The 21,069-nt window shown below is 70.4% G+C and carries 18 protein-coding genes; 8 read left to right on the top strand and 10 right to left on the bottom strand.

What is annotated here, in order from left to right; genetic code table 11:
• Positions 1-59: 59 nt before the first annotated feature.
• On the top strand, positions 60-692 hold the full coding sequence (locus ABD808_RS38105) for an HhH-GDP family DNA glycosylase (RefSeq protein WP_344908328.1): 633 nt from the start codon (positions 60-62) through the stop codon (positions 690-692).
• 7 nt (positions 693-699) lie between these two features.
• Here ABD808_RS38105 and ABD808_RS38110 read toward each other — a convergent pair whose 3' ends face one another.
• From ABD808_RS38110 to lplAB, 3 genes are all read right to left on the bottom strand, one after another.
• Entirely contained in the window at positions 700-1,362 is a 663-nt protein-coding gene (locus tag ABD808_RS38110) for a nitroreductase family protein (protein WP_344908330.1), read from the bottom strand.
• Positions 1,363-1,454: 92 nt separating this feature from the next.
• Positions 1,455-2,903 carry a TerD family protein gene (locus ABD808_RS38115; protein ID WP_344908333.1) on the bottom strand — a complete coding sequence of 483 codons (1,449 nt, stop codon included), beginning with the start codon at positions 2,901-2,903 and terminating at the stop codon, positions 1,455-1,457.
• A 110-nt stretch (positions 2,904-3,013) separates the two neighbouring features.
• Positions 3,014-4,063: a lipoate-protein ligase LplAB gene (gene lplAB / locus ABD808_RS38120; protein ID WP_344908336.1), complete on the bottom strand. Its 1,050-nt coding sequence runs from the start codon at positions 4,061-4,063 to the stop codon at positions 3,014-3,016.
• A 112-nt stretch (positions 4,064-4,175) separates the two neighbouring features.
• Between lplAB and ABD808_RS38125 the strand changes: the two genes are divergently transcribed.
• Together ABD808_RS38125 and ABD808_RS38130 are read left to right on the top strand one after the other, a co-directional pair.
• Positions 4,176-4,703 carry a pirin-like C-terminal cupin domain-containing protein gene (locus tag ABD808_RS38125; RefSeq protein WP_344908339.1) on the top strand — a complete coding sequence of 176 codons (528 nt, stop codon included), beginning with the start codon at positions 4,176-4,178 and terminating at the stop codon, positions 4,701-4,703.
• Between the two features lie 133 nt (positions 4,704-4,836).
• Positions 4,837-5,541, top strand: coding sequence for a DoxX family protein (locus ABD808_RS38130; RefSeq protein ID WP_344908342.1), 705 nt, complete (start codon positions 4,837-4,839; stop codon positions 5,539-5,541).
• Positions 5,542-5,561: 20 nt separating this feature from the next.
• Here the strand turns inward: ABD808_RS38130 and ABD808_RS38135 are convergent, their stop codons facing one another.
• A complete protein-coding gene (locus ABD808_RS38135; protein WP_344908345.1) occupies positions 5,562-6,674 on the bottom strand; it encodes a sensor histidine kinase in 1,113 nt (370 codons plus the stop codon).
• Positions 6,671-7,336 carry a response regulator transcription factor gene (locus ABD808_RS38140; RefSeq protein WP_344908349.1) on the bottom strand — a complete coding sequence of 222 codons (666 nt, stop codon included), beginning with the start codon at positions 7,334-7,336 and terminating at the stop codon, positions 6,671-6,673. Before ABD808_RS38140 ends, ABD808_RS38135 begins: the two co-directional genes overlap by 4 nt.
• A gap of 253 nt (positions 7,337-7,589) precedes the next feature.
• Between ABD808_RS38140 and ABD808_RS38145 the strand changes: the two genes are divergently transcribed.
• The 3 genes from ABD808_RS38145 to ABD808_RS38155 are packed head-to-tail and all read left to right on the top strand — an operon-like array spanning position 7,590 to position 10,662.
• Complete coding sequence (locus ABD808_RS38145) at positions 7,590-8,456, top strand: ATP-binding cassette domain-containing protein (RefSeq protein WP_344908450.1); 867 nt, start codon at positions 7,590-7,592, stop codon at positions 8,454-8,456.
• 8 nt (positions 8,457-8,464) lie between these two features.
• Positions 8,465-9,979, top strand: a complete 1,515-nt coding sequence (locus tag ABD808_RS38150; RefSeq protein WP_344908352.1) for an ABC transporter permease subunit — start codon at positions 8,465-8,467, stop codon at positions 9,977-9,979.
• Complete coding sequence (locus ABD808_RS38155; protein ID WP_344908355.1) at positions 9,976-10,662, top strand: ABC transporter permease; 687 nt, start codon at positions 9,976-9,978, stop codon at positions 10,660-10,662. Before ABD808_RS38150 ends, ABD808_RS38155 begins: the two co-directional genes overlap by 4 nt.
• Here ABD808_RS38155 and ABD808_RS38160 read toward each other — a convergent pair.
• Positions 10,624-11,274 (bottom strand): TetR/AcrR family transcriptional regulator, encoded by a 651-nt coding sequence (locus ABD808_RS38160; protein ID WP_344908357.1) that lies wholly within the window; start codon positions 11,272-11,274, stop codon positions 10,624-10,626. The two genes, ABD808_RS38155 and ABD808_RS38160, sit on opposite strands and share 39 nt — an antisense overlap.
• Before the next feature lie 111 nt (positions 11,275-11,385).
• On the opposite strand from ABD808_RS38160, the gene ABD808_RS38165 reads away from it, so the two are divergent.
• A complete protein-coding gene (locus tag ABD808_RS38165) occupies positions 11,386-12,402 on the top strand; it encodes an NADPH:quinone oxidoreductase family protein (protein WP_344908360.1) in 1,017 nt (338 codons plus the stop codon).
• Positions 12,403-12,482: 80 nt separating this feature from the next.
• Here ABD808_RS38165 and ABD808_RS38170 read toward each other — a convergent pair whose 3' ends face one another.
• The 3 genes from ABD808_RS38170 to ABD808_RS38180 form a co-directional block, all read right to left on the bottom strand.
• Complete coding sequence (locus ABD808_RS38170; protein WP_344908363.1) at positions 12,483-16,373, bottom strand: vitamin B12-dependent ribonucleotide reductase; 3,891 nt, start codon at positions 16,371-16,373, stop codon at positions 12,483-12,485.
• 118 nt (positions 16,374-16,491) lie between these two features.
• The gene (nrdR, locus tag ABD808_RS38175; protein ID WP_344908366.1) at positions 16,492-16,965 is read right to left on the bottom strand and encodes a transcriptional regulator NrdR; all 474 of its coding nucleotides are present in this window, start codon (positions 16,963-16,965) and stop codon (positions 16,492-16,494) included.
• A 248-nt stretch (positions 16,966-17,213) separates the two neighbouring features.
• Positions 17,214-17,549 carry a LysM peptidoglycan-binding domain-containing protein gene (locus tag ABD808_RS38180; protein WP_344908369.1) on the bottom strand — a complete coding sequence of 112 codons (336 nt, stop codon included), beginning with the start codon at positions 17,547-17,549 and terminating at the stop codon, positions 17,214-17,216.
• Between the two features lie 175 nt (positions 17,550-17,724).
• On the opposite strand from ABD808_RS38180, the gene lexA reads away from it, so the two are divergent.
• Positions 17,725-18,426 (top strand): transcriptional repressor LexA, encoded by a 702-nt coding sequence (gene lexA / locus ABD808_RS38185; RefSeq protein WP_344908372.1) that lies wholly within the window; start codon positions 17,725-17,727, stop codon positions 18,424-18,426.
• Between the two features lie 145 nt (positions 18,427-18,571).
• Here the strand turns inward: lexA and leuS are convergent, their stop codons facing one another.
• Positions 18,572-21,034 (bottom strand): leucine--tRNA ligase, encoded by a 2,463-nt coding sequence (gene leuS / locus ABD808_RS38190; protein WP_344908453.1) that lies wholly within the window; start codon positions 21,032-21,034, stop codon positions 18,572-18,574.
• Positions 21,035-21,069: the final 35 nt, after the last annotated feature.

The raw sequence follows: 21,069 nt of genomic DNA on the forward strand, positions 1-21,069 counted from the left end.
CACGGCATGAGTCATCCAAGCAGCCTCGGGTAGGGCGGGCCTATTGGGAGGTGGATGCCATGGACACCGTTGTTAAGAAGCTGCTGCACGAATCCGGCGGGACGTATGCCGAGGAAGCCGGAATCCCCCTGAAGGACCAACCGGCCGCGTTGTTCAAGCTGCTCGTCCTGGCCAACCTGCTCAGCGCCCGCATCTCGTCTGACATCGCCGTCGCCGCCGCCCGCGAACTGTTCGCGGCGGGCGGCGGGACACCGCACGGGATGAGCGAACTGACCTGGCAGGAGCGAGTCGACGCACTCGGACGCGGCCACTACGTCCGCTACGACGAGAGCACCGCGACCCGGCTCGGCGAGGTCGCCGAGATCGTCCAAGACAAGTACAAGGGCGACCTGCGGCGACTCGCCGTCCAATCAGGACGCGACCCCGAGAAGGCGGCCGAACTGCTCCGCGAATTCCCCGGGATCGGCCCCACCGGTGTGGACATCTTCTGTCGCGAAGCCCAGTCCATGTGGCCGTGGCTCCGCCCCTACATCGACAGTCAGGTGCGCAAGGGCGCCGAACGGCTCGGCCTGCCGACCGACACGCGCGGGCTCGCCTCCACGGTTCCCGACAAGGACCTGGGACGGCTCACCGCCGCCCTGGTGCGAGTCGCCCGCGACAAGAAGCTGGCCGACACCGTGAAGGCCGCCTGACCGGTGCTCACAGCTGGATGACGACCTCATCGACGGGCTTGCGGGTGATGTCGGGCACCATCGCGTGATCGGCGGGATAGCCGGCCGGGATCACGACGTAGGCCCGTTCCTCCTGCGGACGGTCGCACACCTCGTTCAGGAACTTCATGGGGCTCGGCGTGTGCGTGAGGGTCGCCAGGCCCGCCTGGTGCAGTCCGGCCAAGAGGAACCCTACGGCGATGCCCACCGACTCCTTCACGTAGTAGGGACGCGGGGTTTCCGGACCCTTGTGCACCTCGAACACGATGATGACCGCCGGGGCGTCTTCCAGGAACGGCTTACGCCAGTCGGTGCCCAGTGGCGCCAGCGCTTCGAGCCATTCCTCCGAGGCACGCCGTTCGTAGAATTCGCGTTCCTCGTCCTCCGCGGCTTCCCTGAGCCTCTTCTTGCGCTCGGGGTCGGTGATGACGACGAACCGCCATGGTTGGAGATTGGCTCCACTCGGAGCGGTCGCCGCCGCGCGGATCGCGTGCTCGATGACGTCCAGTGGGACGGGACGGCTCGAGAAGTCGCGCACGGTACGCCGCAACGTCATCATGTCCGCGAACGCCTGGGCGCGCTGGACGGCTTCTTGCTCCGGAACGTCGAAACGGGGTGCGGGGACTACTGGATACTGCCGCTCAAAGCTCATGCGACGTTCCTACCCGCCACGCCGGGCCCGGAGCAATCGGCAGGATCAGCCAACGTTCCGGGCCCGTGCCAGCACCTGTGCGGGCGGGACGCTCAGTCCTTGCCGCGTGAGGCGACCCACTCCAGGTTCCAGTTGTAGGCCTGGTCGACGGTCATCTTCCCCCAGCGCGGACGGCCGGGCGGCGGCAGGACGAACCGGCCCTCACGGCGCACGACCAGTTCGCCGTTCACGTTCTCGATGAGTGCGAGGACGGCGTCGCGCGAGGCGTCCACGCAGTCGTTCATGCGCATGTCGATCGGCGGCGCGCCCACGGGGAACAGCGTCGCGATGGCGTCCAGGCCGCGGAAGTCGTCGGCGCCGTCGTAGATCTCGGCGAACACCAGGATCCGCTTGAAGTCGGCGGTGTGGTCGAGGTTGATGTGGAGGTTCTCGCCCGCCGCGATCGCGCCCGTACGGTCGTCCTTGTCGAGCTTGATGAAGGGCGGGCGCTCCAGCGCGCCCATGTCGCCGAGCGCGTGGATGATGCCCTTGCGGCCGTCGCGCAGCTCCCAGAGGCAGCACAGGTCGAGGTCGAGGTCGTGGCCGCGACGCCGCTTGCCGAACCGGCCCTTGGCGACGCCCTCACGCGCGGTCCAGTTGAGGTTGACCCGCATGTGGCCGCCCGTCGCGCCGTGCTTGGTGAGCGACACCGACGGCGAGTTCTTCGTGAGCGACACCGCGCCCGGCTGCCCGGCGGGCTGCGGCGCGGGAGGCGGCTGGTACTGCCCGCCAGGGGGCTGAGGCGGCGCGTACTGGCCCGGGGGCGGTGGAGGCGGCGCGTACTGCCCGGGAGGCGGCGGGGGCGCGTACTGCCCACCCGGCGGCGGAGGCGGCGTGTACTGGCCCCCGGGCGGCGGTGGGACGTACTGCCCGCCGGGCGGCGGCGGGGGCGGAGCGTACTGTCCGGGCGGCGGAGGCGCGGGCGGAGCCGCCGGGGCGGGCGGAGCGGCGGGCGCGGGCGGCGGGGCGGCCTCACCGGGTTCGTCGACCGAGATCCCGAAGTCGGTGGCCAACCCGGCGAGCCCCGAGTCGTAGCCCTGGCCGACCGCGCGGAACTTCCACGCGCCCTGCCGCCGGTACAGCTCGCCGAGCACGAACGCGGTCTCCGTCGTGGCGCCCTGGCTGTCGAAACGCGCGACCTCCGCGCCGCCCGCGGCGTCCACCAGCCGCACGTACAGCCCCTGGAACTGGCCGAACGTACCGCCGTCGGCCGACGCCGCCACCACGATCCGGTCGATGTCGGACTCGACGCGGTCAAGGTCGATCGACAGGAAGTCCTGGACGGTCGGCCCCCGCTGCTTGCCATCGTGCCGGACCGCGCCCGACTTGTGCGCGGGCTGGTTGTAGAAGACGAAATCGTCGTCCGACCGCACCCGGCCCGTGTCCGCGAGCAGGAGCGCGGACGCGTCCGCGTCGGGGACGCCGAGACCGCCCTGCCACCCCAGCTCGACCCGGACCGAGGGAACCGGCACCGCGGTGTTGGCGCCCTTCTGCATCGACATGAACGCTCCTCATCAACGACCGATGTCCCCAAACCTACGGGCCGCCGCACGCCCCCGCGACCTGCAATGAGGGACGCACGAAAAGCCCGGGGAGTTCCGGTCCGGTCGCGTCAGGGGACGCGGGCCGTCCATTCGGGCGTGCTGAACTTGTCGGTGACGTACTTGTGGGCGAGCCGCAGCTCCTCCTCACCCACCTGGTCGCCGACCAGGCCGTACCGGCTCCGGAAGTGCGCGACCATCCGGTCGATGATCTCCTCGCGGGGCAGCCCGGTCTGGCGGCGCAGCGGGTCGACGCGCTTCACGGCGCTGGCGATCCCCTTGTCGGAGATCTTCTCGCGGCCGATCCGCAGCACCCGCAGCATCTTCTCGGCGTCGATGTCGTACGCCATGGTCACGTGGTGCAGGACGGCGCCGGACGCTAGCCGCTTCTGCGCCGCACCCGCGATCTTGCCCTGTTCGGACGCGATGTCGTTCAGCGGCTGGTACCACGCCTTGATCCCGACCTCGCCGAGCGCGCCGAGCACCCAGTCGTCCAGGAAGGCGTAGCTCTCCACGAACGACATGCCCGCGACCAGCGTCTCCGGCGCGTACAGCGAGTAGGTGATCGTGTTGCCGGGCTCGATGAACATCGCGCCGCCACCGCTGATGCGGCGGACGACCCGCACCCCGTGCCGTTCGGCGGCCTCGGCGTCGACCTCGTTGCGCAGCGACTGGAAGCTGCCGATGACCACGGCGGGCGACGCCCACTCCCAGACGCGCAGGGTCGGCGGGCGCCGTCCCGCGCCGACCTCCTCGGCGAGCACCTGGTCGAGCGCCATGTGCAGCGCCGGTTCCTGCGGCGGTTCGTGGATCAGCCGCCAGTCGTGGTCGCGCCAGTCGGACGCCCGCGCGACGGCCCGCCGCACCGCGATCCCCACCGCCTCCGGGGTGATCCCGAGCATCACCGTGTCGCGGGGCAGGCCCGCCTCGACCCGCGCGCCGATCGCCTTCGCGTCGAGGCCCGCGGGCAGGCCGTCCAGGATGGCGTCTATCTTCTCCAGGGCCGCGTCGGGTTCGAGGAAGAAGTCACCGCTGATCCTGGGGGCGTGCAGGAGGCCGTCGACCACGTCCACGTCGGCGACGACGAGCTTGCCACCGGGGACCTTGTACTCACCGTGCATCACGTAGATTCGAACCCCGACCGACCACCGCTGATTCCGTCGACTGATTCCGTCGACGAACCGGCGGGAGGGCATCGTCGCGGATGTCGGTCCAGGGGGAAGGACGGCGCCAGTGAGCAATCTCGATGTCCGGCCCAAGCCGGTCGAGTGCGGCGGACGAGCCGACGTGTCCGGCGGTCCCGTGCATGAGCTTCTGCCCTCACGGGAGGTGCCGCTCGCCGGCACCGCCTTCACCCCGATCATGGGCGCGGACATCGCCCTGGCGGACGGTTCCGACGTGCGGCTGCCCGTCGAACCCGACTTCGAGTACGCCGCCCTCACCATGTCCGGAGTGACGGAGATCGGCGGGCAGCGCGTGGACCCCGGCTCGATGCTGTACCTCGGCTGTTTCCGCCGCGAACTGCCGCTCCGCGCGGTCGACGGGAACGGCGGGCTGGTGCTGCTCGGCGGCGAACCGTTCGAGGAGAAGCTCGTCATGTGGTGGAACTTCGTCGCCCGCACCGGCGACGAGATCGCGAAGGCCCGCGACGACTGGGCGGCGGGCGACCGCTTCGGCGAGGTGCGCGGCTACGACGGCGCGCGCCTTCCCGCCCCGGCCCTGCCCACCACCCGTCTCAAGCCACGCGGCCGCACCCGCTGACCAGTCGACCCCAAGATCACCTTCCGGTTCCGGGTCCGAATGCCGCTCTCACCTGCACCGGTCGCAAAATCGTCGCCCAGGCCGTCATACTCTCCGATCAAACCGGGCCCCACCGCACCGAAGGAGCGACGGAATGCGCGCTCGCCCCCTGTACGACGTCGTGGCCGTCCTCGCGCGGCTCGGCGTGGGCCTCGTCTTCATGGCGCACGGCTGGCAGAAGATCGAGGCGGGCATCACCGCGACGGGCGACTCGTTCGACGACCTCGGCGTCCCGCTCCCGACGGCGGCGGCCGTGTACACCGCCTTCGTCGAGCTGCTGGGCGGGGCCGCGCTGATCGTCGGGCTCGGCCTGCCGATCGCCGGGGTGCTCCTGTTCGCGGACATGGCGGGCGCGTTCGTGTTCGTCCACGCCGACGAGGGCTTGTTCATGGTGGACGGCAACACCGTTCAGAACGGTTACGAACTCGTCCTCGTCCTCGGGTTGGCGAGCCTGGTGTTCGCCGCCGGTGGCGGCGGGCGTCTCACGGTCGACCACTGGATCGGGGCGAAGCGGCAGCGCCGTCGCCATCCGCGCGTCACGGACGAGGACGACGCGGCGAGCTTCGTGAAATCGCTGCGGCTGGCGGAGTCGGAGCCGGTCGAGGGCGTCCGGGCGCCACGGTCGTTGGCGGAGGCGCCGCCCACCGACCCCGACGTCACCCAGGCGGACCCTGACGTCACACAGGCGGACGACGACCTGATGGTGGCCGGTCCGCGCAAGGCGAAGCGAAGCCTCCGCGTCCGGAGCACCAAGGCACCGGCCACCGCCCCGCCCGACGAGGGCACCGACGCCACCTGACCCGCCCGTCCGGCCACACCTCAGCGCGGGGTCGGACGAGGCCCGTGCGCGAACCGCACCGTGATCGACAGACCGCCTTCAGGACGCGCACTGGCGGTGAGATCGGCGTGGTGAGCCCGCGTGACGGCGTTGACGATGGCGAGGCCGATCCCGTAGCCGTCGCGGCCGTGCCGGTCGGGCGCCAGCTTCTGGAACGGCCGCAACAGCCGTTCGACCTGGTCGTCGGGGACGACGGGCCCGCTGTTGACGACCGTCAGGACCGCCTCCCCGCCGGAGGTCCGCGTGGTGATCCGCACGTGCCCGCCGACATGGTTGTGGCGGACGGCGTTGTCCACGAGGTTGGTGACGAGACTCTCGACCAGGCGCGGGTCACCGGTCATCATCGCGGGGCCCAGGTGTTCGGCGAGGTCGATGCAGCGCGCCTTCACCTTGTCGCGGCGGGAGCCGAGCACCTCGTCGACGACGCGGGCGAGGTCGACGGGGTCCCACCGGGTGACACCGCCCTCGCTGGTGGCCAGGGCGAGCAGCGACTGGACGAGCCGCTCCTGGTACCCGCCGAGCGACAGGGCCTCCTCACAGGCCGCGCGCAGCGACTCGGTGTCGGCGTCGGGGTCCGCGAGGGCGACCTCAAGGAGGGTGCGCAGCCCGGCGAGCGGCGTGCGCAGCTCGTGCGAGGCGTTCGCGACGAAATGCCGGTGCGCGTCGAACGAGGCCTGGAGGCGGGCGAACAGGTCGTCGAGGATGTGGCCCAGCTCGGTCAGCTCGTCCATGGGTTCGCCCAGGTCGAGCCGCCGGTCCAGGTCCTCGGCGGAGATGGCCCTGGCGGTCGCGGTGATGGCGCGCAGCGGACGCAGGAACCGGCCCGCGACGAACCAGCCGAGCGCCAGCGCGACCGGCACCAGCACGACCAGCGCGACCGCGGATCCGCCGAGGAGCTGCGGCCAGCCGAGCCCCGGCCCGTCGTCGGTGAGGGCGCTCGCCGAGGGGTCGTCCTTGGGCGAGGCCCCGTCCACACTGGCGAGCGGGACGAGGACGAACCCGAGCGCGCAGACCCCTGCCGCGTAGATCCCCGCCGCGTAGGCGAGCGCGAGCCGCGTCTGCAACGACCGCCGGGCAAGGCGCCGGGACGTCATGACGGCGACCCGACGCGGTAGCCGCCCTCGCGGACGGTCTCGATCACGGGCGGGTCGCCGAGCTTGGCCCGCAACCGGTGCACGGTGTGCTTGACGGCGCTGCTGAAGGGGTCGGCGGCCTCGTCCCAGACCCGTTCGAGCAGTTCCTCGGCGGAGATGACCAGGCCGGGCACCGCGAGCAGGCATTCGAGGAGCGCGAACTCCCGCGGGCTCAGCTCCAGGCGCCGACCGCCCCGGGACGCGACACGGCGGGCCGGGTCAAGGGTGATGTCCCCGTAGGTCAGGGTCGGCGGGACGGGCGGGCTGGCGCGGCGGCCCAGCGCCCGGACGCGGGCGACCAACTCGGCGAACGCGAACGGCTTCGGCAGGTAGTCGTCGGCGCCGAGGCCGAGACCCTCCACACGGTCCTGGACGGTGTCGGACGCCGTGAGCATCAGTACGCGGGTCGCGCAGCGGTCCTGGGCCAGCCGTCCACAGATCTCGTCGCCGTGGACGCCGGGCAGGTCACGGTCGAGGACCACCACGTCGTAGCGGGTGACGGCCAGCCGTTCGAGGGCGTCCGTCCCGTCCAGGACGACGTCGACGGCCATGCCCTCGCGGCGCAGCCCGGTGCCGATGGAGCGGGCGAGGACCTCGAAGTCCTCGACGACGAGGACCCTCACCGTCGCTCACCGCCGCTGGTCCGGCGGGCGGGTCGGGCGGGTCGGCCGCCGGATCGGGGTGCCATGCGGGTCACGATGCCAGATCCCAGGTTCCGTCCAGGTCTCGGCGACCGCGACCGGGCCGGAACCGGGCGCCGCGTACAACCATCGGCATGAGTCCATTCCGAACCCTGGGCCCGGCGCAGTGAGCGCGCCGGGAATCGTCGTCGACGGGTTGCACAAACGGTACGGCCGCGCGCTCGCCCTCGACGGCATGTCCTTCTCCGTCCGTCCGGGCGTCGTGACCGGTTTCGTCGGGCCGAACGGGGCCGGGAAGTCGACGACGATGCGCGTGATCCTGGGCCTGGACGCCGTCGAGGCGGGCACCGCGCTCGTCAACGGGAAGCCGTACCGCGACCTCCGGCATCCGCTGAACCACCTCGGCTCCCTGCTGGACGCGGCGGCGCTGCATCCGACCCGCAGCGGACGGAGCCATCTCCTGTGGCTGGCGCACGCGCAGGGCCTCAACGGGCGGCGGGTGGACGAGGTGATCGAGCGGGTCGGCCTGACGTCGGTGGCCCGGCGCAAGGCGGGCGGCTACTCGCTCGGCATGCGCCAGCGGCTCGGGATCGCCGCGGCCCTGCTGGGCGACCCGCCGACCCTCATGCTCGACGAGCCGTTCAACGGCATGGACCCCGACGGCATCGTCTGGATGCGCGCGTTCCTGCGGTCACTGGCCGCCGAGGGCCGCGCCGTGCTGGTGTCGAGCCACCTGATGAGCGAGGTGCAGGACACGGCCGACCGTCTCGTCGTCGTCGGACGCGGCCGGGCCATCGCCGAGGCCGCGGTGGCCGACCTGATCGCCGCCTCGTCCGGGAACCGGGTGCTGCTGCGGACCACGGCCGGGGCGCACGCGACGAGGGTGCTCGTGCACGCGGGCGCGACCGTCGCGACCACCGTCCCCGACGCCCTCACCGTCTCCGGACTGCCCGCGGTTCGTGTCGCGGCGCTGCTGGGCGAGCAGCGGGTGCCGTTCTCCGAGGTGTCGGCGCACCGCGCGACCCTTGAGGACGTCTACCTCGAACTCACCCGCGACGCGGTCGAGTTCCACGCCGCGACACCCACGGAGGCGTCGCGGTGACGCCAGTCATGACACCTCAGTCGTCCGGCCCCCGGGTCGGACGGGACGGCTTCCCCCAGCTCCTGCACGCGGAGTGGACCAAGTTCCGGACGACCCCCGGCTGGGTGACCGGCACCGCCGTGGCGGCCCTGCTGATGGTGCTGTTCGCCGTGCTCACCGGGATCAGCAGCGTTCAGAACGACGCGTCACCCGTTCCGAACGGACCGGACGGAACGGCGGTCACCGACAGCTTCTACTTCGTCCACCGGCCGCTGACCGGAGACGGCGACATCACCGTCCCCGTCTCCTCGCTCACGAGCAGCATCCCCACGAGCCCCGCCGAGCTTCGGCCCGGCAGCGTGCCGTGGGCGAAGGCCGGGCTGATCATCAAGGGCGGCACCCGCCAGGGCTCCCCCTACGCGGCGATCATGGTCACCGGCGGGCACGGCGTGCGAATGCAGGACGGCTTCGTCCACGACATCGCGGGCCCAGCCTCCGCCTCCTCCGCCGCCGTCCGCTGGCTGCGGCTGAAGCGCTCGGGCGACACGATCACCGGATACGCCTCGCCGGACGGCCGCCGCTGGACCACAGTCGGCACGGCACACGTGCCCGACCTCGGTTCGACCACACAAGGCGGCCTTTTCGTCGCGTCCCCACCGTCCATGGACGGCATGGGCACGCGGGGCAGCGTGACCACGGCCGTCTTCGGAGACCCGCGCGCCCAGGGAGCCTGGTCCGGCGATGACTGGACGGGCGAGCAGATCGGCCCGGAGTCCCCCACCTTCGCCGGTTACCCGGAGACCGTCTCGGGTTCGTTCACCGGGTCGGACGGCCGCTTCACCGTGACCGGCGCCGGTGACATCGCGCCCGCCGTCCGCGAGTCCCTGCCGACCGGCGGCACCGTCGGAGAGATCCTCATCGGCACGTTCGCCGCGCTGGTCGCCGTGATCGTCGTCGGCGCGCTGTTCATCACCGCCGAGTACCGAAGGAGCCTGATCCACGTGACCCTGGCCGCCAGCCCGCGACGGAGCCGGGTGCTACTGGCCAAGGCGGTCGTGCTGGGCGGCGTCACCTTCGTCGCCGGGTTGGTCGGCGCGGCCGTCGCACTTCCCCTCGGCGAACGCCTCGCCCGCTCCAATGGGGTGTACATCTTCCCGGTGGCGTCGTCGACCCAGCTACGAGTGGTGCTCGGGGTCGCGGCGCTGCTCGCGGCGGCGTCGGTGTTGGCGCTCGCGGTCGGCACGATCGTCCGGCACAGCGCCGCAGCGGTCACCACCGTCATCGTGGCCGTCGTGCTGCCCTACCTCTTGACGGCTGTGCCGTTCATGCCCGCGAGCGTGTCGAACTGGGTGGCGCGGGTGACTCCGGCCGCGGCGTTCGCCGTCCAGCAGACGCTGGAGCCGTATCACCAGGTCACGAGCATCTACACGCCGTACAACGGCTACTACCCGCTGGCACCGTGGGCCGGGCTCGCCGTCCTGGTCGGCTACGCGCTGGTGGCGCTGGCCGTGGCAGCCGTCCTGCTCAACCGGAGGGACGCATGAAGGAGGCCCTGCACGCGGAATGGACGAAGCTCCGCACCGTCACCGCCCCCCTGCTGCTCCTGCTCGGCACCATCGCGGCGACCGTGAGCCTCAGCGCCGGAGCGACCTCCCTGGCGACCTGCACGACTCGCGCCTGCGGCGGCGACCCGGCCAAGCTCAGCCTCACCGGAGTCCACCTCGGACAGGCGCTGGTCGCCGTCCTGGCCGTGCTGACCATCTCCGGCGAGTACGGCACGGGCATGATCCGCACCACCCTGACCGCGATACCGCGTCGTTTCACGGCCCTCGCGGCCAAGGCCATCACCCTGACCGGCGCCGTGACCGTGGCCGGGACGATCGCGGTACTCGGATCGCTCCTGGCCGGACGCCTCATCCTGCCCGCCCTGCCCCTGGCCAACGGGCCGACCCTGCGCGCGTCCGTCGACTCGATCGTCTACCTGGCCCTGATCGCCCTGCTCAGCCTCGGGGTCGCCACCGTCCTACGGGACTCGGCGACCAGCATCGGGATCGTCCTCGGCCTGCTCTACCTGTTCCCACTGCTCGCCCAGGTCGTCGCCGACCCGCAGTGGCAACGGCTGCTCCAGCGGATCGGACCGACGAGCGCCGGACTGGACGTGACCGCCGGATGGGCCGCCGCGACGGTCCTACTCGGCGCCCTGCTCTTGCACCTGCGCGACGCCTGACCCACCGGCCGACACGAGCGGCTCCCACGCGGCCATCGCGCAGGTGATGACCGTCTCCAACTCGTCGCGGGTGGCCCCGTCCCGAGCTTGGACGGACATGCCCTGCACCACGGTCGTGTAGTAGCGGGCCATGGCGTCGAGACCGGCCGACGACGCCCTGAGATCGCCGTCGACGACCCCGCGTTCGAGCCGCTCCCTGACGCTGGCGAGCATGCCGTGCCGGATGTCGGCCAGGAACTCACGCACCGCGTGGTTCTCCACTGCACCGGTCGGCGCGGCGAGAATCAGCATGCAGTAGTGCGGATCGTCGGACCGGGTGATCTGGTCTGCGGTGGCGCGCAGCATCGCGTGGACCGCCGCCCGCGTGGTCGGGTACTCGCGCAGCGCACGCTGGGGCGGGTCCCCAACGGTCGTGCCGTAGAGCAGCATGACCTTGCGGAACAGGTCCTCCTTGCTGCCGAAGCAGGCGTAGATGCTGGCCGAGGCGATCCCCATCGCCTTGGCCAGCTCGCTGAGCGAGGCACCCTCGTAGCCCCGTTCCCAGAACACGTCCAGCGCCTGCCGCAGGGCGATGTCCGGGTCGAACGTGCGCGGCCTGCCGCGAGTAGCCATCGGGAAGCACATCTCCGAACTTGTTTGTCGTTCGACCAACAATAGCTTGACCTGCACCGCGTCGCACTGCCACGATTTGTTTGTCGCTCGATAAACAAAAGGGGACCACCCATGCCCACCACCATGCCCGCCCACGTGCCCACCACCATGCGCGCCCTCCAGCAGACCTCCCTGGACGGCCCGGACGACCTGCGCCTGATCACCGACGCCCCGGTCCCGACGCCGGGCCCGGGCGAGGTGCTGATCCGGGTCACCGCCGCCGGTGTCAACTTCGTCGACATCTCGCAGTCCCGAGGCGTGTTCGCGGGCGGCCCACAGCCGCCGTACCTGGCGGGAGTCGAGGCCGCCGGGGAGGTCGTCGCGCTCGACGCGGAAGTGACCGGGCTCGAACCCGGCACCCACGTCGTCGGCGTCAACATGGGAGGCGGCGCCTTCGCCGAATACCTGACGCTGCCCGCCGTCGCCGCGCTACCCGTCCCCGAAGGCTGGACCGACGAGCAGGCACTCGGCCTGGTCGTGAGCTGGCCGACCGCCCTGGCCGCGCTCAAACCGCTCGGCGGCGTCACCGCCGGACAGACCGTGCTGATCCACGCCGCCGCCGGAGGCACCGGCCAGGTCGCGGTCACAATGGCCAAGCACTACGGCGCCAGGGTGATCGCCGCCGCGTCCCCGGGCAAACACGACACCGTCCGGGCCCTGGGCGCCGACCACGTCATCGACTCCCGGAGTACCGACATCGCCGCCGAGGTCCTCCGGCTGACCGGCGGCGCGGGCGCCGACCTCGTCCTGGACTCCGTCGGCGGCGCCACCCTGGAGGCCAGCCTCGCCGCGACCAAACGGGTCACCGGCCGCGTCGTCGTCTACGGCCTGGCGGGCGGCGAAGCCTCGATCACCAACTGGGACCTGGTCTACAAGCACCAGGTCCACGTCATCGGCCTGAACATCGGCATGCTGATCCAGGCCACCCCGCACATCTTCGGCGAGGTCATGGGCGACCTGTTCGGCCTCCTCGCCACCGGCGTCCTCGCCCCCGGTACCCCCACCACCCACGCCCTCGCCGACGGCCCCAAAGCCCTCGCGGAACTGGAAGCACGAGCCACCACCGGCAAACTCGCCCTACTCCCCTAACCAAGAAAGACGACAAGGGGGATCCGGAACACTCCCGGATCCCCCCCTCACACGTCACGGCCATTCGGCCGGGCGACGGGTCAGCTGCAACCGCTGGTGGAGCCGCAGCCCTCGCAGACGTAGCAGCTTCCCGCCGGGCGCATCTTCGTGCCGCAGGTGAGGCACAGCGGCGCGTCGGCGGTGCGGCCCTGGCGGCTCTCGATGACCTCCATGGACGAGCGCACCTCCCCCGCCGGGGCCGAGGCGGCGGGCGCGGGCGGGGTGATCGCGGCGGACTGCGCCAGGGTCTCGTGGTCGACCTCGTCCTCGGCGTGCAGGGCGGCCGGGTCCTCGCCGTTGGCCTGGAGCGCGCGCTCACCCGCGGTCAGGATGCCGAGCTCGGCCCGCTCCTCGTAGGGGATGTGGTCCAGCGCCAGGCGGCGGAAGATGTAGTCCATCACCGAGGTGGCCATGCGGATGTCGGGGTCGTCGGTCATCCCGGCGGGCTCGAACCGCATGTTGGTGAACTTCTCCACCCACGTCTCCAGCGGCACGCCGTACTGCAAACTGATGGAGATCGCCATGGAGAAGGCGTCCATCACACCGGCGAGCGTGGAGCCCTGCTTGCCGAGCTTGAGGAAGACCTCCCCGACCCCGTCGTCCGGGTAGGACGAGGCGGTCATGTACCCCTCGGCGCCCGCCACGGAGAACCGGGTGACGGTCGCCGGACGCTGCTTCGGCAGCCGCCTGCGGACCGGGCGCGTCGGGCCCGCCTCCGCCGGGGCCTCCTTGGCCTCCTCCTTCTTCCCCGCGACCGACAGCGGCTGACCCACCTTGCAGTTGTCCCGGTAGATCGCCAGCGCCTTCAGGCCGAGCCGCCAGCCCTCGAAGTACACCTTCTCGATGTCCTCGATGGTGGCCTTCTCCGGCATGTTCACGGTCTTGGAGATCGCGCCGGACAGGAACGGCTGGACGGCCGCCATCATCCGGACGTGCCCCATCGGGCTGATCGCCCGCTCGCCCATCGCGCAGTCGAACACCTCGTAGTGCTCGGGACGCAGCCCGGGGGCGTCCACGACGTGCCCGTGCTCGGCGATGTACTCGACGATCGCCTCGATCCGCTCCTGCTGGTAGCCGAGCTTCTCCAGCGCGCGCGGCACCGTGTTGTTGACGATCTGCATGGACCCGCCGCCGACGAGCTTCTTGAACTTCATCAGCGCGAGGTCGGGCTCGATCCCCGTGGTGTCGCAGTCCATCATCAGCCCGATCGTGCCCGTGGGCGCGAGCAGGCTCGACTGCGCGTTGCGGTAGCCGTACTTCTCGCCGACCTTCAGGCACTCCTGCCACTGCTTCGCGGCGGCGGCGTGGATCACCTTGCCCATCTCGTCCGGGGTGCGGATGCCGTCGTTGGCCGCGGCGTGCTTGCGCATGACGCGCTTGTGGCCCTCGGCGTTGCGCGCGTACCCCGCGTAGGGGCCGACGACACCGGCGATCTCCGCCGACCGCCGGTACGCGACACCCGTCATCAGCGAGGTGATCGTCGCGGCGAGGGACCGTCCGCCCTCCGAGTCGTAGGCGTGACCGGTGGCCATCAGCAGCGCGCCGAGGTTGGCGTAGCCGATGCCGAGCTGCCGGTAGTCGCGGGTCGTCTCCGCGATCTTCTCGGTGGGGAAGTCGGCGAAGGTGATCGAGACGTCCATCGCCGTGATGATCAGCTCGGTCAGCTTGACGAACCGCTGGACGTCGAACGTCCCCGCGTCCGTGAGGAACTTCAGCAGGTTGATGCTCGCCAGGTTGCAGGACGAGTTGTCCAGGCTCATGTACTCCGAGCACGGGTTGCTGGCGGTGATCCGCCCGGTCTCGGGGTTGGTGTGCCAGTCGTTGATCGTGTCGTCGTACTGGATGCCGGGGTCGGCGCACTCCCAGGCCGCCTTGGCCATCAGGCGGAACAGATCCTTGGCCCTGACGGTGTCGACGACGTCGCCGGTCATCCGGGCGCGCAGGCCGAACTCGCCGTCGGACTCGACGGCGTGCATGAACTCGTCGGACACGCGGACCGAGTTGTTGGCGTTCTGGTACTGGACGCTGCCGATGTCCTTGCCACCGAGGTCCATGTCGAACCCGGCGTCCCGCAGCGCGCGGATCTTCTCCTCCTCGCGCGCCTTGGTCGCGATGAACTCCTCGACGTCGGGGTGGTCGACGTCGAGCACGACCATCTTGGCGGCGCGGCGGGTCGCACCGCCCGACTTGATCGTTCCGGCGGAGGCGTCGGCGCCGCGCATGAACGAGACGGGCCCGCTGGCCGTGCCGCCGGACGACAGCAGCTCCCGGCTCGACCGGATGCGGGACAGGTTCAGGCCCGCGCCGGACCCGCCCTTGAAGATGACGCCCTCTTCCTTGTACCAGTCGAGGATCGACTCCATCGTGTCGTCCACCGACAGGATGAAACAGTTGTGCACCCGAATGTTGTCGCAGAGGTACTCGCCGCTCTCGGTCTGGATGTCGTAGACGTCCAGCGCGCCGAGATCCTCGATCTTCGCGATCTCCAGCCGCTTGGTCGGCCTGGCGGGACGCCCCGGCTTCTCGAAGCCCTGGTGCATCTTCAGGGCCTTGGCCGGGTCGATGAAGCCGATCTCGTCTGCGAAGACGCGGCGGTCGCCCGCGTTCTGGATGCGCAGCGTCCAGCACGGCTTCTGGTCCGGCCGGTTGGGCTTCTTGACGCCCACCCGGGAGAAGACGCCGAAACGCAGCAGCAGGCGCTGCATACCCCGGATCAGCTCCTCGGAGATCATGTCGACCTCGATGACGGTGGACGCCTCGCGGGCGGACACGAAACCGTCGGCCTGGAAAACGCTCCGCAGGTAGGCGGCGACGATGGGCAGCGGCGCGGTGAACAGACCGTCGGGGACGACCATGTCGACACCGCGGGCCAGAAGACCCCATTTATCAACGTAACCGGACAGAACATCGCCGTAGAGGCGTGTTCGGCGGCAGTCGAGGGTGTCGTCCTGCGTCTCGACCGACCGCTCGTGCCGGTGGACGTCAGGGAACACCACGTTCAGGTGGCGTGTGACCCACTCCCGCTCGGCGTCGGTCACCGTCATGGCTTCGATGGTCAGGGAACGGTTCGTTCCGGTCTCGTAGCAGCCCACGAAACCGTCCGCCTGGAGCCATCCGGCGAGTGCCGCCTCGGCGAACTCCCGCGAGGTGATCTCGCTCTCACCGTATGCTGCGACGCGATGCCATTCGAGCTGGTCACCGACGTTCAACTCGCCTGCCTCGACGAACCGCCCCGAATCGTCACCGGATGCCTTCCACACGACGTGGTCAGGGGTGACGTCGAGGGTGTAACCGGCCTTGGTGTGGATGCGCAGAACGTCCCGGACACCGTTGGCCTTGGTCGCGACGACGCGGGTGAGTCCGTGTGCGTCGTAGACCTTCGTCCCGACCGCGTCCCGCTCGACCAACCGGCCGATCGGGATCAGACCGGCGGGCGTACTGACCAGGGAGTCATAGGTCTGACACGCGCTCACCTGCTGGGGGGACCTGGTGCCGACGTTGAACCAGACGGGCGAGTTGAAGCTGAACAGCTGGTGGACGAGGGCGTGCTTCAGTTCGTGGTCGAAGATCTCGACGTCCTGCTCGGACGCGAGGTAGCCCTGTTCGAGGGCCGTGTCCACGTACTTGCTGACGACGCGGTCGACGAGCTGCTTCAGGCTCCATTCCCGCTGCGGCGTGCCGACCGCGCCGCGGAAGTACTTCGACGTGACGATGTTGACGGCGTTCAGCGACCAGAAGTCGGGGAACTCGACGCCGCGCTGCTCGAAGTTCACCGAGCCGTCGCGCCAGTTGGTCATGACGACGTCACGACGTTCCCAGCGCAGCTCGTCATACGGATGCACGCCGGGCGTGGTGAAGATGCGCTCGACCTTCAACCCCTTGCGGCCCCCCTTGCCGCGCCGGGCCGCCGAGCCGCTCACCGTCTCCGTCATGACCTTCCCCCTCTCGGGCCCCACCCGCAGGGCCCTGTTCAGGAACAACACCGCCGCCGCCCGGGCCATGCCCGCGCGGAGGCGCTCCTACCTGTGCTTATGTGTGCTGGCCTCGCCCTTACGTGGACGGGCCGGGTTCCCCCGAGGAACCGGCTTTCCGCAGTGCCTCGATCTCCTTGGCGAAGTCGTCCAGAGACTCGAAGCTCCGGTAGACCGACGCGAATCGGAGATAGGCGACCTCGTCGAGTTCGCGAAGCGGTCCCAAAATCGCGAGCCCGACCTCGTGCGAGGGTATTTCCGCGGATCCGGACGATCTGATCGCCTCTTCGACCCGCTGACCCAGCTTCGCGAGCGCATCCTCGTCGACCGGACGGCCCTGGCAGGCCCTGCGCACCCCGGCGATGATCTTTTCTCTGGAGAACGGTTCGGTGACCCCGCTTCGTTTGGCCACCATCACGAGCACGTTCTCCTGTGTCGTGAATCGCCGACCGCATTCGGCGCACGACCGGCGGCGCCGAATTGCGCCCCCGTCGTCGGTCGAACGGCTGTCGATCACTTTGGTGTCAGGGTTGCGGCAGAACGGGCAGTGCACGCTTGACCCCTCCCCTGACGAAAAGCTCCGCCACACTCAACAGTGCCATACATATTGGGTAAGCACATCGGTGTGACTACTAGATGTTGTGGTCAACGGTACGGCGCGCCGCAGGCGTACGCAACCTGATCCGATGCCTCGCACGTCACATCCGCCACGTCCACACAGGCCATCTCTCCTGTTCGACGATCTTCGCCCGGGCGTGTCGCGCGTCGCGTGTCGTGGGCTCCGTCGAGCAGAAGCGGCGATCAGTGGGCGGGAAGGCGAAGTTCCTGGCCCGGCTGGACGGTGGGGTCACCGCCCAGACCGTTCAGGTCGAGGATGCGCTGGACGACGCGACGCGGGTCGGCCCCCGGTTCGGCGCCGGCGGCTATGTCCCAGAGGGTGTCGCCGGGTCCGACGATGACGGTTCTCGCGGGATGCGCCGGGATTCGGTGAGTCTCACGGTCTCCGGCGAAGGCGCCGGGGCCGACCGTGAGCCAGAGTGACATGAGTGTGGCGGTCGCGGCGAAGCCGACCAGAACGGCGCGTCCGCGGCGGGTGAGCCGGATCGGGGCACGGTCACTGTGGGGCGAACCCGGCATCTCTCCCCCTCCTCGACGTCGAATGCATTTTCGATCGAACACCAGTACGATGTTCTACCAGGAGACGTCGGGAAAAAGCGAGGACCACTTCGAACAATTGTTTGATCATCGCGTTCCGACGCGATAGGTTCATGACAAGGAGTGACGGATCGAGGCGCCCGGGAGGCGACGAGCGATGAGCAAGGTCCGGGAGCTGCCAGACGGCCCCATGGACGAGACGGGGTTGACCCAGCGGCAGCGCATGGTGCTGGAGGTGATCCGCGACTCGGTCCAGCGCCGTGGGTACCCGCCCTCGATGCGCGAGATCGGTGAGGCCGTGGGGCTGACCAGCACCTCCAGCGTGTCCCACCAGCTCCGGGCGCTACAGCGCAAGGGCTTCCTGCGTCGCGACCCCAACCGTCCGCGCGCGGTCGAGGTACGGGTACCGGGCGCCACCCCGGTACGCACCGAGGAGGAGGCCTACGAGACGGCGGGGGCCCAGGCCACGGCGGCCCAGCCCGCGCCCGCCTACGTGCCGCTGGTCGGCCGAATCGCGGCCGGCGGCCCGATCCTCGCCGAGGAGTCCGTGGAGGACGTGTTCACCCTGCCGAAGCAGCTCGTCGGCGAGGGGACCCACTTCCTGCTGAAGGTCACCGGCGACTCGATGATCGAGGCCGCGATCGCGGACGGTGACTGGGTGGTCGTCCGGCAACAGCCGGTGGCCGAGCAGGGCGACGTCGTGGCCGCCATGATCGACGGCGAGGCCACGGTGAAGACGTTCAAGCGTCGCGACGACGGCCATATCTGGCTGCTGCCGCAGAACCCGGCGTACGAGCCCATCGCCGCCGACGAGGCGACGGTCCTGGGCCGCGTCGTGGCGGTCCTGCGCAAGATGTGACCCCCCGCCCGTACGGGCGTCCACATGACGACTGAGGGGCCGCCGGTAATGACCACCGGCGGCCCCTCAGCGTGTGCCGGCGTCTCTGTGGGCGCTCGGCGAACCGTCAGCCGCCCGCTCCCGGGAGCGGGCGGCTCTCAGCGCGTCAGCGTTGGGGGACGATGTTGACGATCTTGGGGGCGCGGACGATGATCTTGGCGATCTCGGCACCGGCCAGCGCGTCCTGGATCTTGGTGGAGGCCAGGGCCAGCCGCTCCAGATCGGCCTCGGCGACGTCCGGCGGCACCTCCAGGCGGTCGCGGACCTTGCCCGCCACCTGGACGACGCACGTCACCGACTCCTCCACCAGCAGGTTCGGGTCGGCCGACGGCCAGCCAGCCCGGACGACCGGCGCGGTGCGGCCCAGCAGCTCCCAGGTCTCGTCGGCGGTGTAGGGCGCGAACAGCGACAGCATCGTCGCCATCGACTCGGCGGCCTCGCGGACGGCCGGGTCTGCGGCGCCCGGCCCGGAGTCGATGGCCTTGCGGGTCGCGGTGACCAGCTCCATGATCCGCGCGATCGCCACGTTGAACCGGTGCGTCTCGACCAGGGTGGTGGCCTCGTCGATCGTGCGGGCGGTGACGCGGCGCAGCGCGGGGTCGCCGGTCGTGACGTCGACTCCGGTCGGGGACGCGACCTCGGTGGCGATCCGGTGCACGCGCGACAGGAACTTCGACATGCCGTGCGGGGACACGTCCGCCCAGTCGATGTCGTCCTCCGGCGGGCCGGAGAACAGGATCGCCAGCCGGACGACGTCCACGCCGAAGTCGGCGATCTGCTCGCCCAGGTCGACGCCGTTGCCCAGCGTCTTCGACATCGCCTTGCCCTGGTTGGTCACCTGGCCCTGGTTCAGCAGGGCGCGGAACGGCTCGGTGAACTCGACCATGCCCAGGTCGTACAGCACCTTGGTGAAGAACCGGCTGTACAGCAGGTGCAGGATGGCGTGCTCGACGCCGCCGGTGTACTGGTCGACCGGCATCCACCGGCGGACCTGCTCGACGTCGAACGGGCCGCCGTCGTAGCCGGGCGAGCAGTAGCGGAAGAAGTACCAGGACGAGTCGACGAACGTGTCCATGGTGTCGGTGTCGCGCTTGGCGGGCCCGCCGCACTTCGGGCAGTCGACGTTCACCCAGTCGGACGCGGCGGCCAGCGGCGACGTGCCCTTCGGGGCCAGGTCGGCGCCGCGCAGCCCCTCGGGCAGCCGCACCGGCAGCTGGTCGTCGGGGACGGGCACCTCCCCGCACGCGTCGCAGTGAATGATCGGGATCGGGCAGCCCCAGAACCGCTGCCGCGACACCAGCCAGTCGCGCAGCCGGAAGTTCACCGCCGCGCGGCCCGTGCCGCGCTCCTCCAGGACCTCGGTGATGCGGGCGATGCCGTCGGCCTTCGTCAGGCCGTCGATGGGCCCGGAGTTGACGATCGCGCCGTCGCCGGGGGTGGCGATGCCGGTCTCGGCGGGGTCGGGCAGGCCGGTCTCGACGACGACGCGGACGGGCAGGCCGAACTTCAGCGCGAAGTCCAGGTCACGCTGGTCGTGCGCCGGGACGGCCATGATCGCGCCATGCCCGTACTCGGCCAGCACGTAGTCGGACGCCCAGATCGGCAGCCGCTCCCCGTCGACCGGGTTGACCGCGTAGCGGCCCAGGAACACGCCGGTCTTCTCGCGCTCGGCGGCCAGCCGCTCGATCTCGCTCTCCCGGGAGACCTCCTCCCGGTACGCCTCGAACGCGGCCCGCTGGTCGGGGGCGCAGATCTCCTCGGCCAGCGCGGCGTCGGCGGCGACGACCATGAAGGTGGCGCCGAACAGGGTGTCGGGACGGGTGGTGTAGACGGTGACGGGCGCGTCCCGTCCCTCGATCACGAAGTCGACGTCGGCGCCGGTGGAGCGGCCGATCCAGTTGCGCTGCATCAGCAGGACGCGCTCGGGCCACTTGCCCTCCAGCTGCTCCATGTCGTCCAGCAGCCGGTCCGCGTATTCGGTGATCTTGAAGTACCACTGGGTCAGGAGGCGCTTCTCGACCAGCGTCCCGCAGCGTTCGCAGTGGCCGCCGACGACCTGCTCGTTGGCCAGGACGGTCTGGTCCTTCGGGCACCAGTTGACGTGGCCGCCCTTGCGGTAGGCCAGGCCCCGCTCGTAGAAGCGCAGGAACAGCCACTGCGTCCACTTGTAGTACTCGGGGTCGGAGGTGTGCAGCCGCCGCGTCCAGTCGAACGAGGGGGCGTAGCGCCGGAACGACGCCGCCTGGGTGTCGATGTTGGCGTAGGTCCATTCGGCGGGGTGCGAGTCGCGTTTGATGGCCGCGTTCTCGGCGGGCAGGCCGAAGGAGTCCCAGCCGATGGGGTGCAGGACGTTGTACCCGCGCTGGAACCAGTACCGCGCCACGACGTCGCCGATGGCGAACGCCTCCGCGTGCCCCATGTGCAGGTCACCGCTGGGGTAGGGGAACATGTCCAGCGCATAGCGGCGCTCGTCGGCGGTGTCCTTCTCGTCGGCCGCGAACGGTTCGAGCTCCGCCCAGCGGGCCTGCCACTTGTCCTGAACCGCCCGTGGATCGTACGAGTCATTCAGGGGGGACGCCCCACCTGGACCCCCCGGCGCTTCGC

Source organism: Actinomadura meridiana (genome assembly GCF_039537545.1).
In the GTDB taxonomy this organism is placed as follows: Bacteria; Actinomycetota; Actinomycetes; order Streptosporangiales; family Streptosporangiaceae; genus Spirillospora; species Spirillospora meridiana.

Excerpts from the sequence above, each read along its gene's own strand:
- ABD808_RS38105 (WP_344908328.1), top strand. The coding sequence starts at position 60 with ATGGACACCGTTGTTAAGAAGCTGCTGCACGAATCCGGCGGGACGTAT.
- ABD808_RS38110 (WP_344908330.1), bottom strand. The coding sequence starts at position 1,362 with ATGAGCTTTGAGCGGCAGTATCCAGTAGTCCCCGCACCCCGTTTCGAC.
- ABD808_RS38115 (WP_344908333.1), bottom strand. The coding sequence starts at position 2,903 with ATGTCGATGCAGAAGGGCGCCAACACCGCGGTGCCGGTTCCCTCGGTC.
- lplAB (WP_344908336.1), bottom strand. The coding sequence starts at position 4,063 with ATGCACGGTGAGTACAAGGTCCCCGGTGGCAAGCTCGTCGTCGCCGAC.
- ABD808_RS38130 (WP_344908342.1), top strand. The coding sequence starts at position 4,837 with ATGCGCGCTCGCCCCCTGTACGACGTCGTGGCCGTCCTCGCGCGGCTC.
- ABD808_RS38135 (WP_344908345.1), bottom strand. The coding sequence starts at position 6,674 with ATGACGTCCCGGCGCCTTGCCCGGCGGTCGTTGCAGACGCGGCTCGCG.
- ABD808_RS38145 (WP_344908450.1), top strand. The coding sequence starts at position 7,590 with ATGTCCTTCTCCGTCCGTCCGGGCGTCGTGACCGGTTTCGTCGGGCCG.
- ABD808_RS38150 (WP_344908352.1), top strand. The coding sequence starts at position 8,465 with ATGACACCTCAGTCGTCCGGCCCCCGGGTCGGACGGGACGGCTTCCCC.
- ABD808_RS38155 (WP_344908355.1), top strand. The coding sequence starts at position 9,976 with ATGAAGGAGGCCCTGCACGCGGAATGGACGAAGCTCCGCACCGTCACC.
- ABD808_RS38160 (WP_344908357.1), bottom strand. The coding sequence starts at position 11,274 with ATGGCTACTCGCGGCAGGCCGCGCACGTTCGACCCGGACATCGCCCTG.
- ABD808_RS38165 (WP_344908360.1), top strand. The coding sequence starts at position 11,386 with ATGCCCACCACCATGCCCGCCCACGTGCCCACCACCATGCGCGCCCTC.
- ABD808_RS38170 (WP_344908363.1), bottom strand. The coding sequence starts at position 16,373 with ATGACGGAGACGGTGAGCGGCTCGGCGGCCCGGCGCGGCAAGGGGGGC.
- ABD808_RS38180 (WP_344908369.1), bottom strand. The coding sequence starts at position 17,549 with ATGCCGGGTTCGCCCCACAGTGACCGTGCCCCGATCCGGCTCACCCGC.
- lexA (WP_344908372.1), top strand. The coding sequence starts at position 17,725 with ATGAGCAAGGTCCGGGAGCTGCCAGACGGCCCCATGGACGAGACGGGG.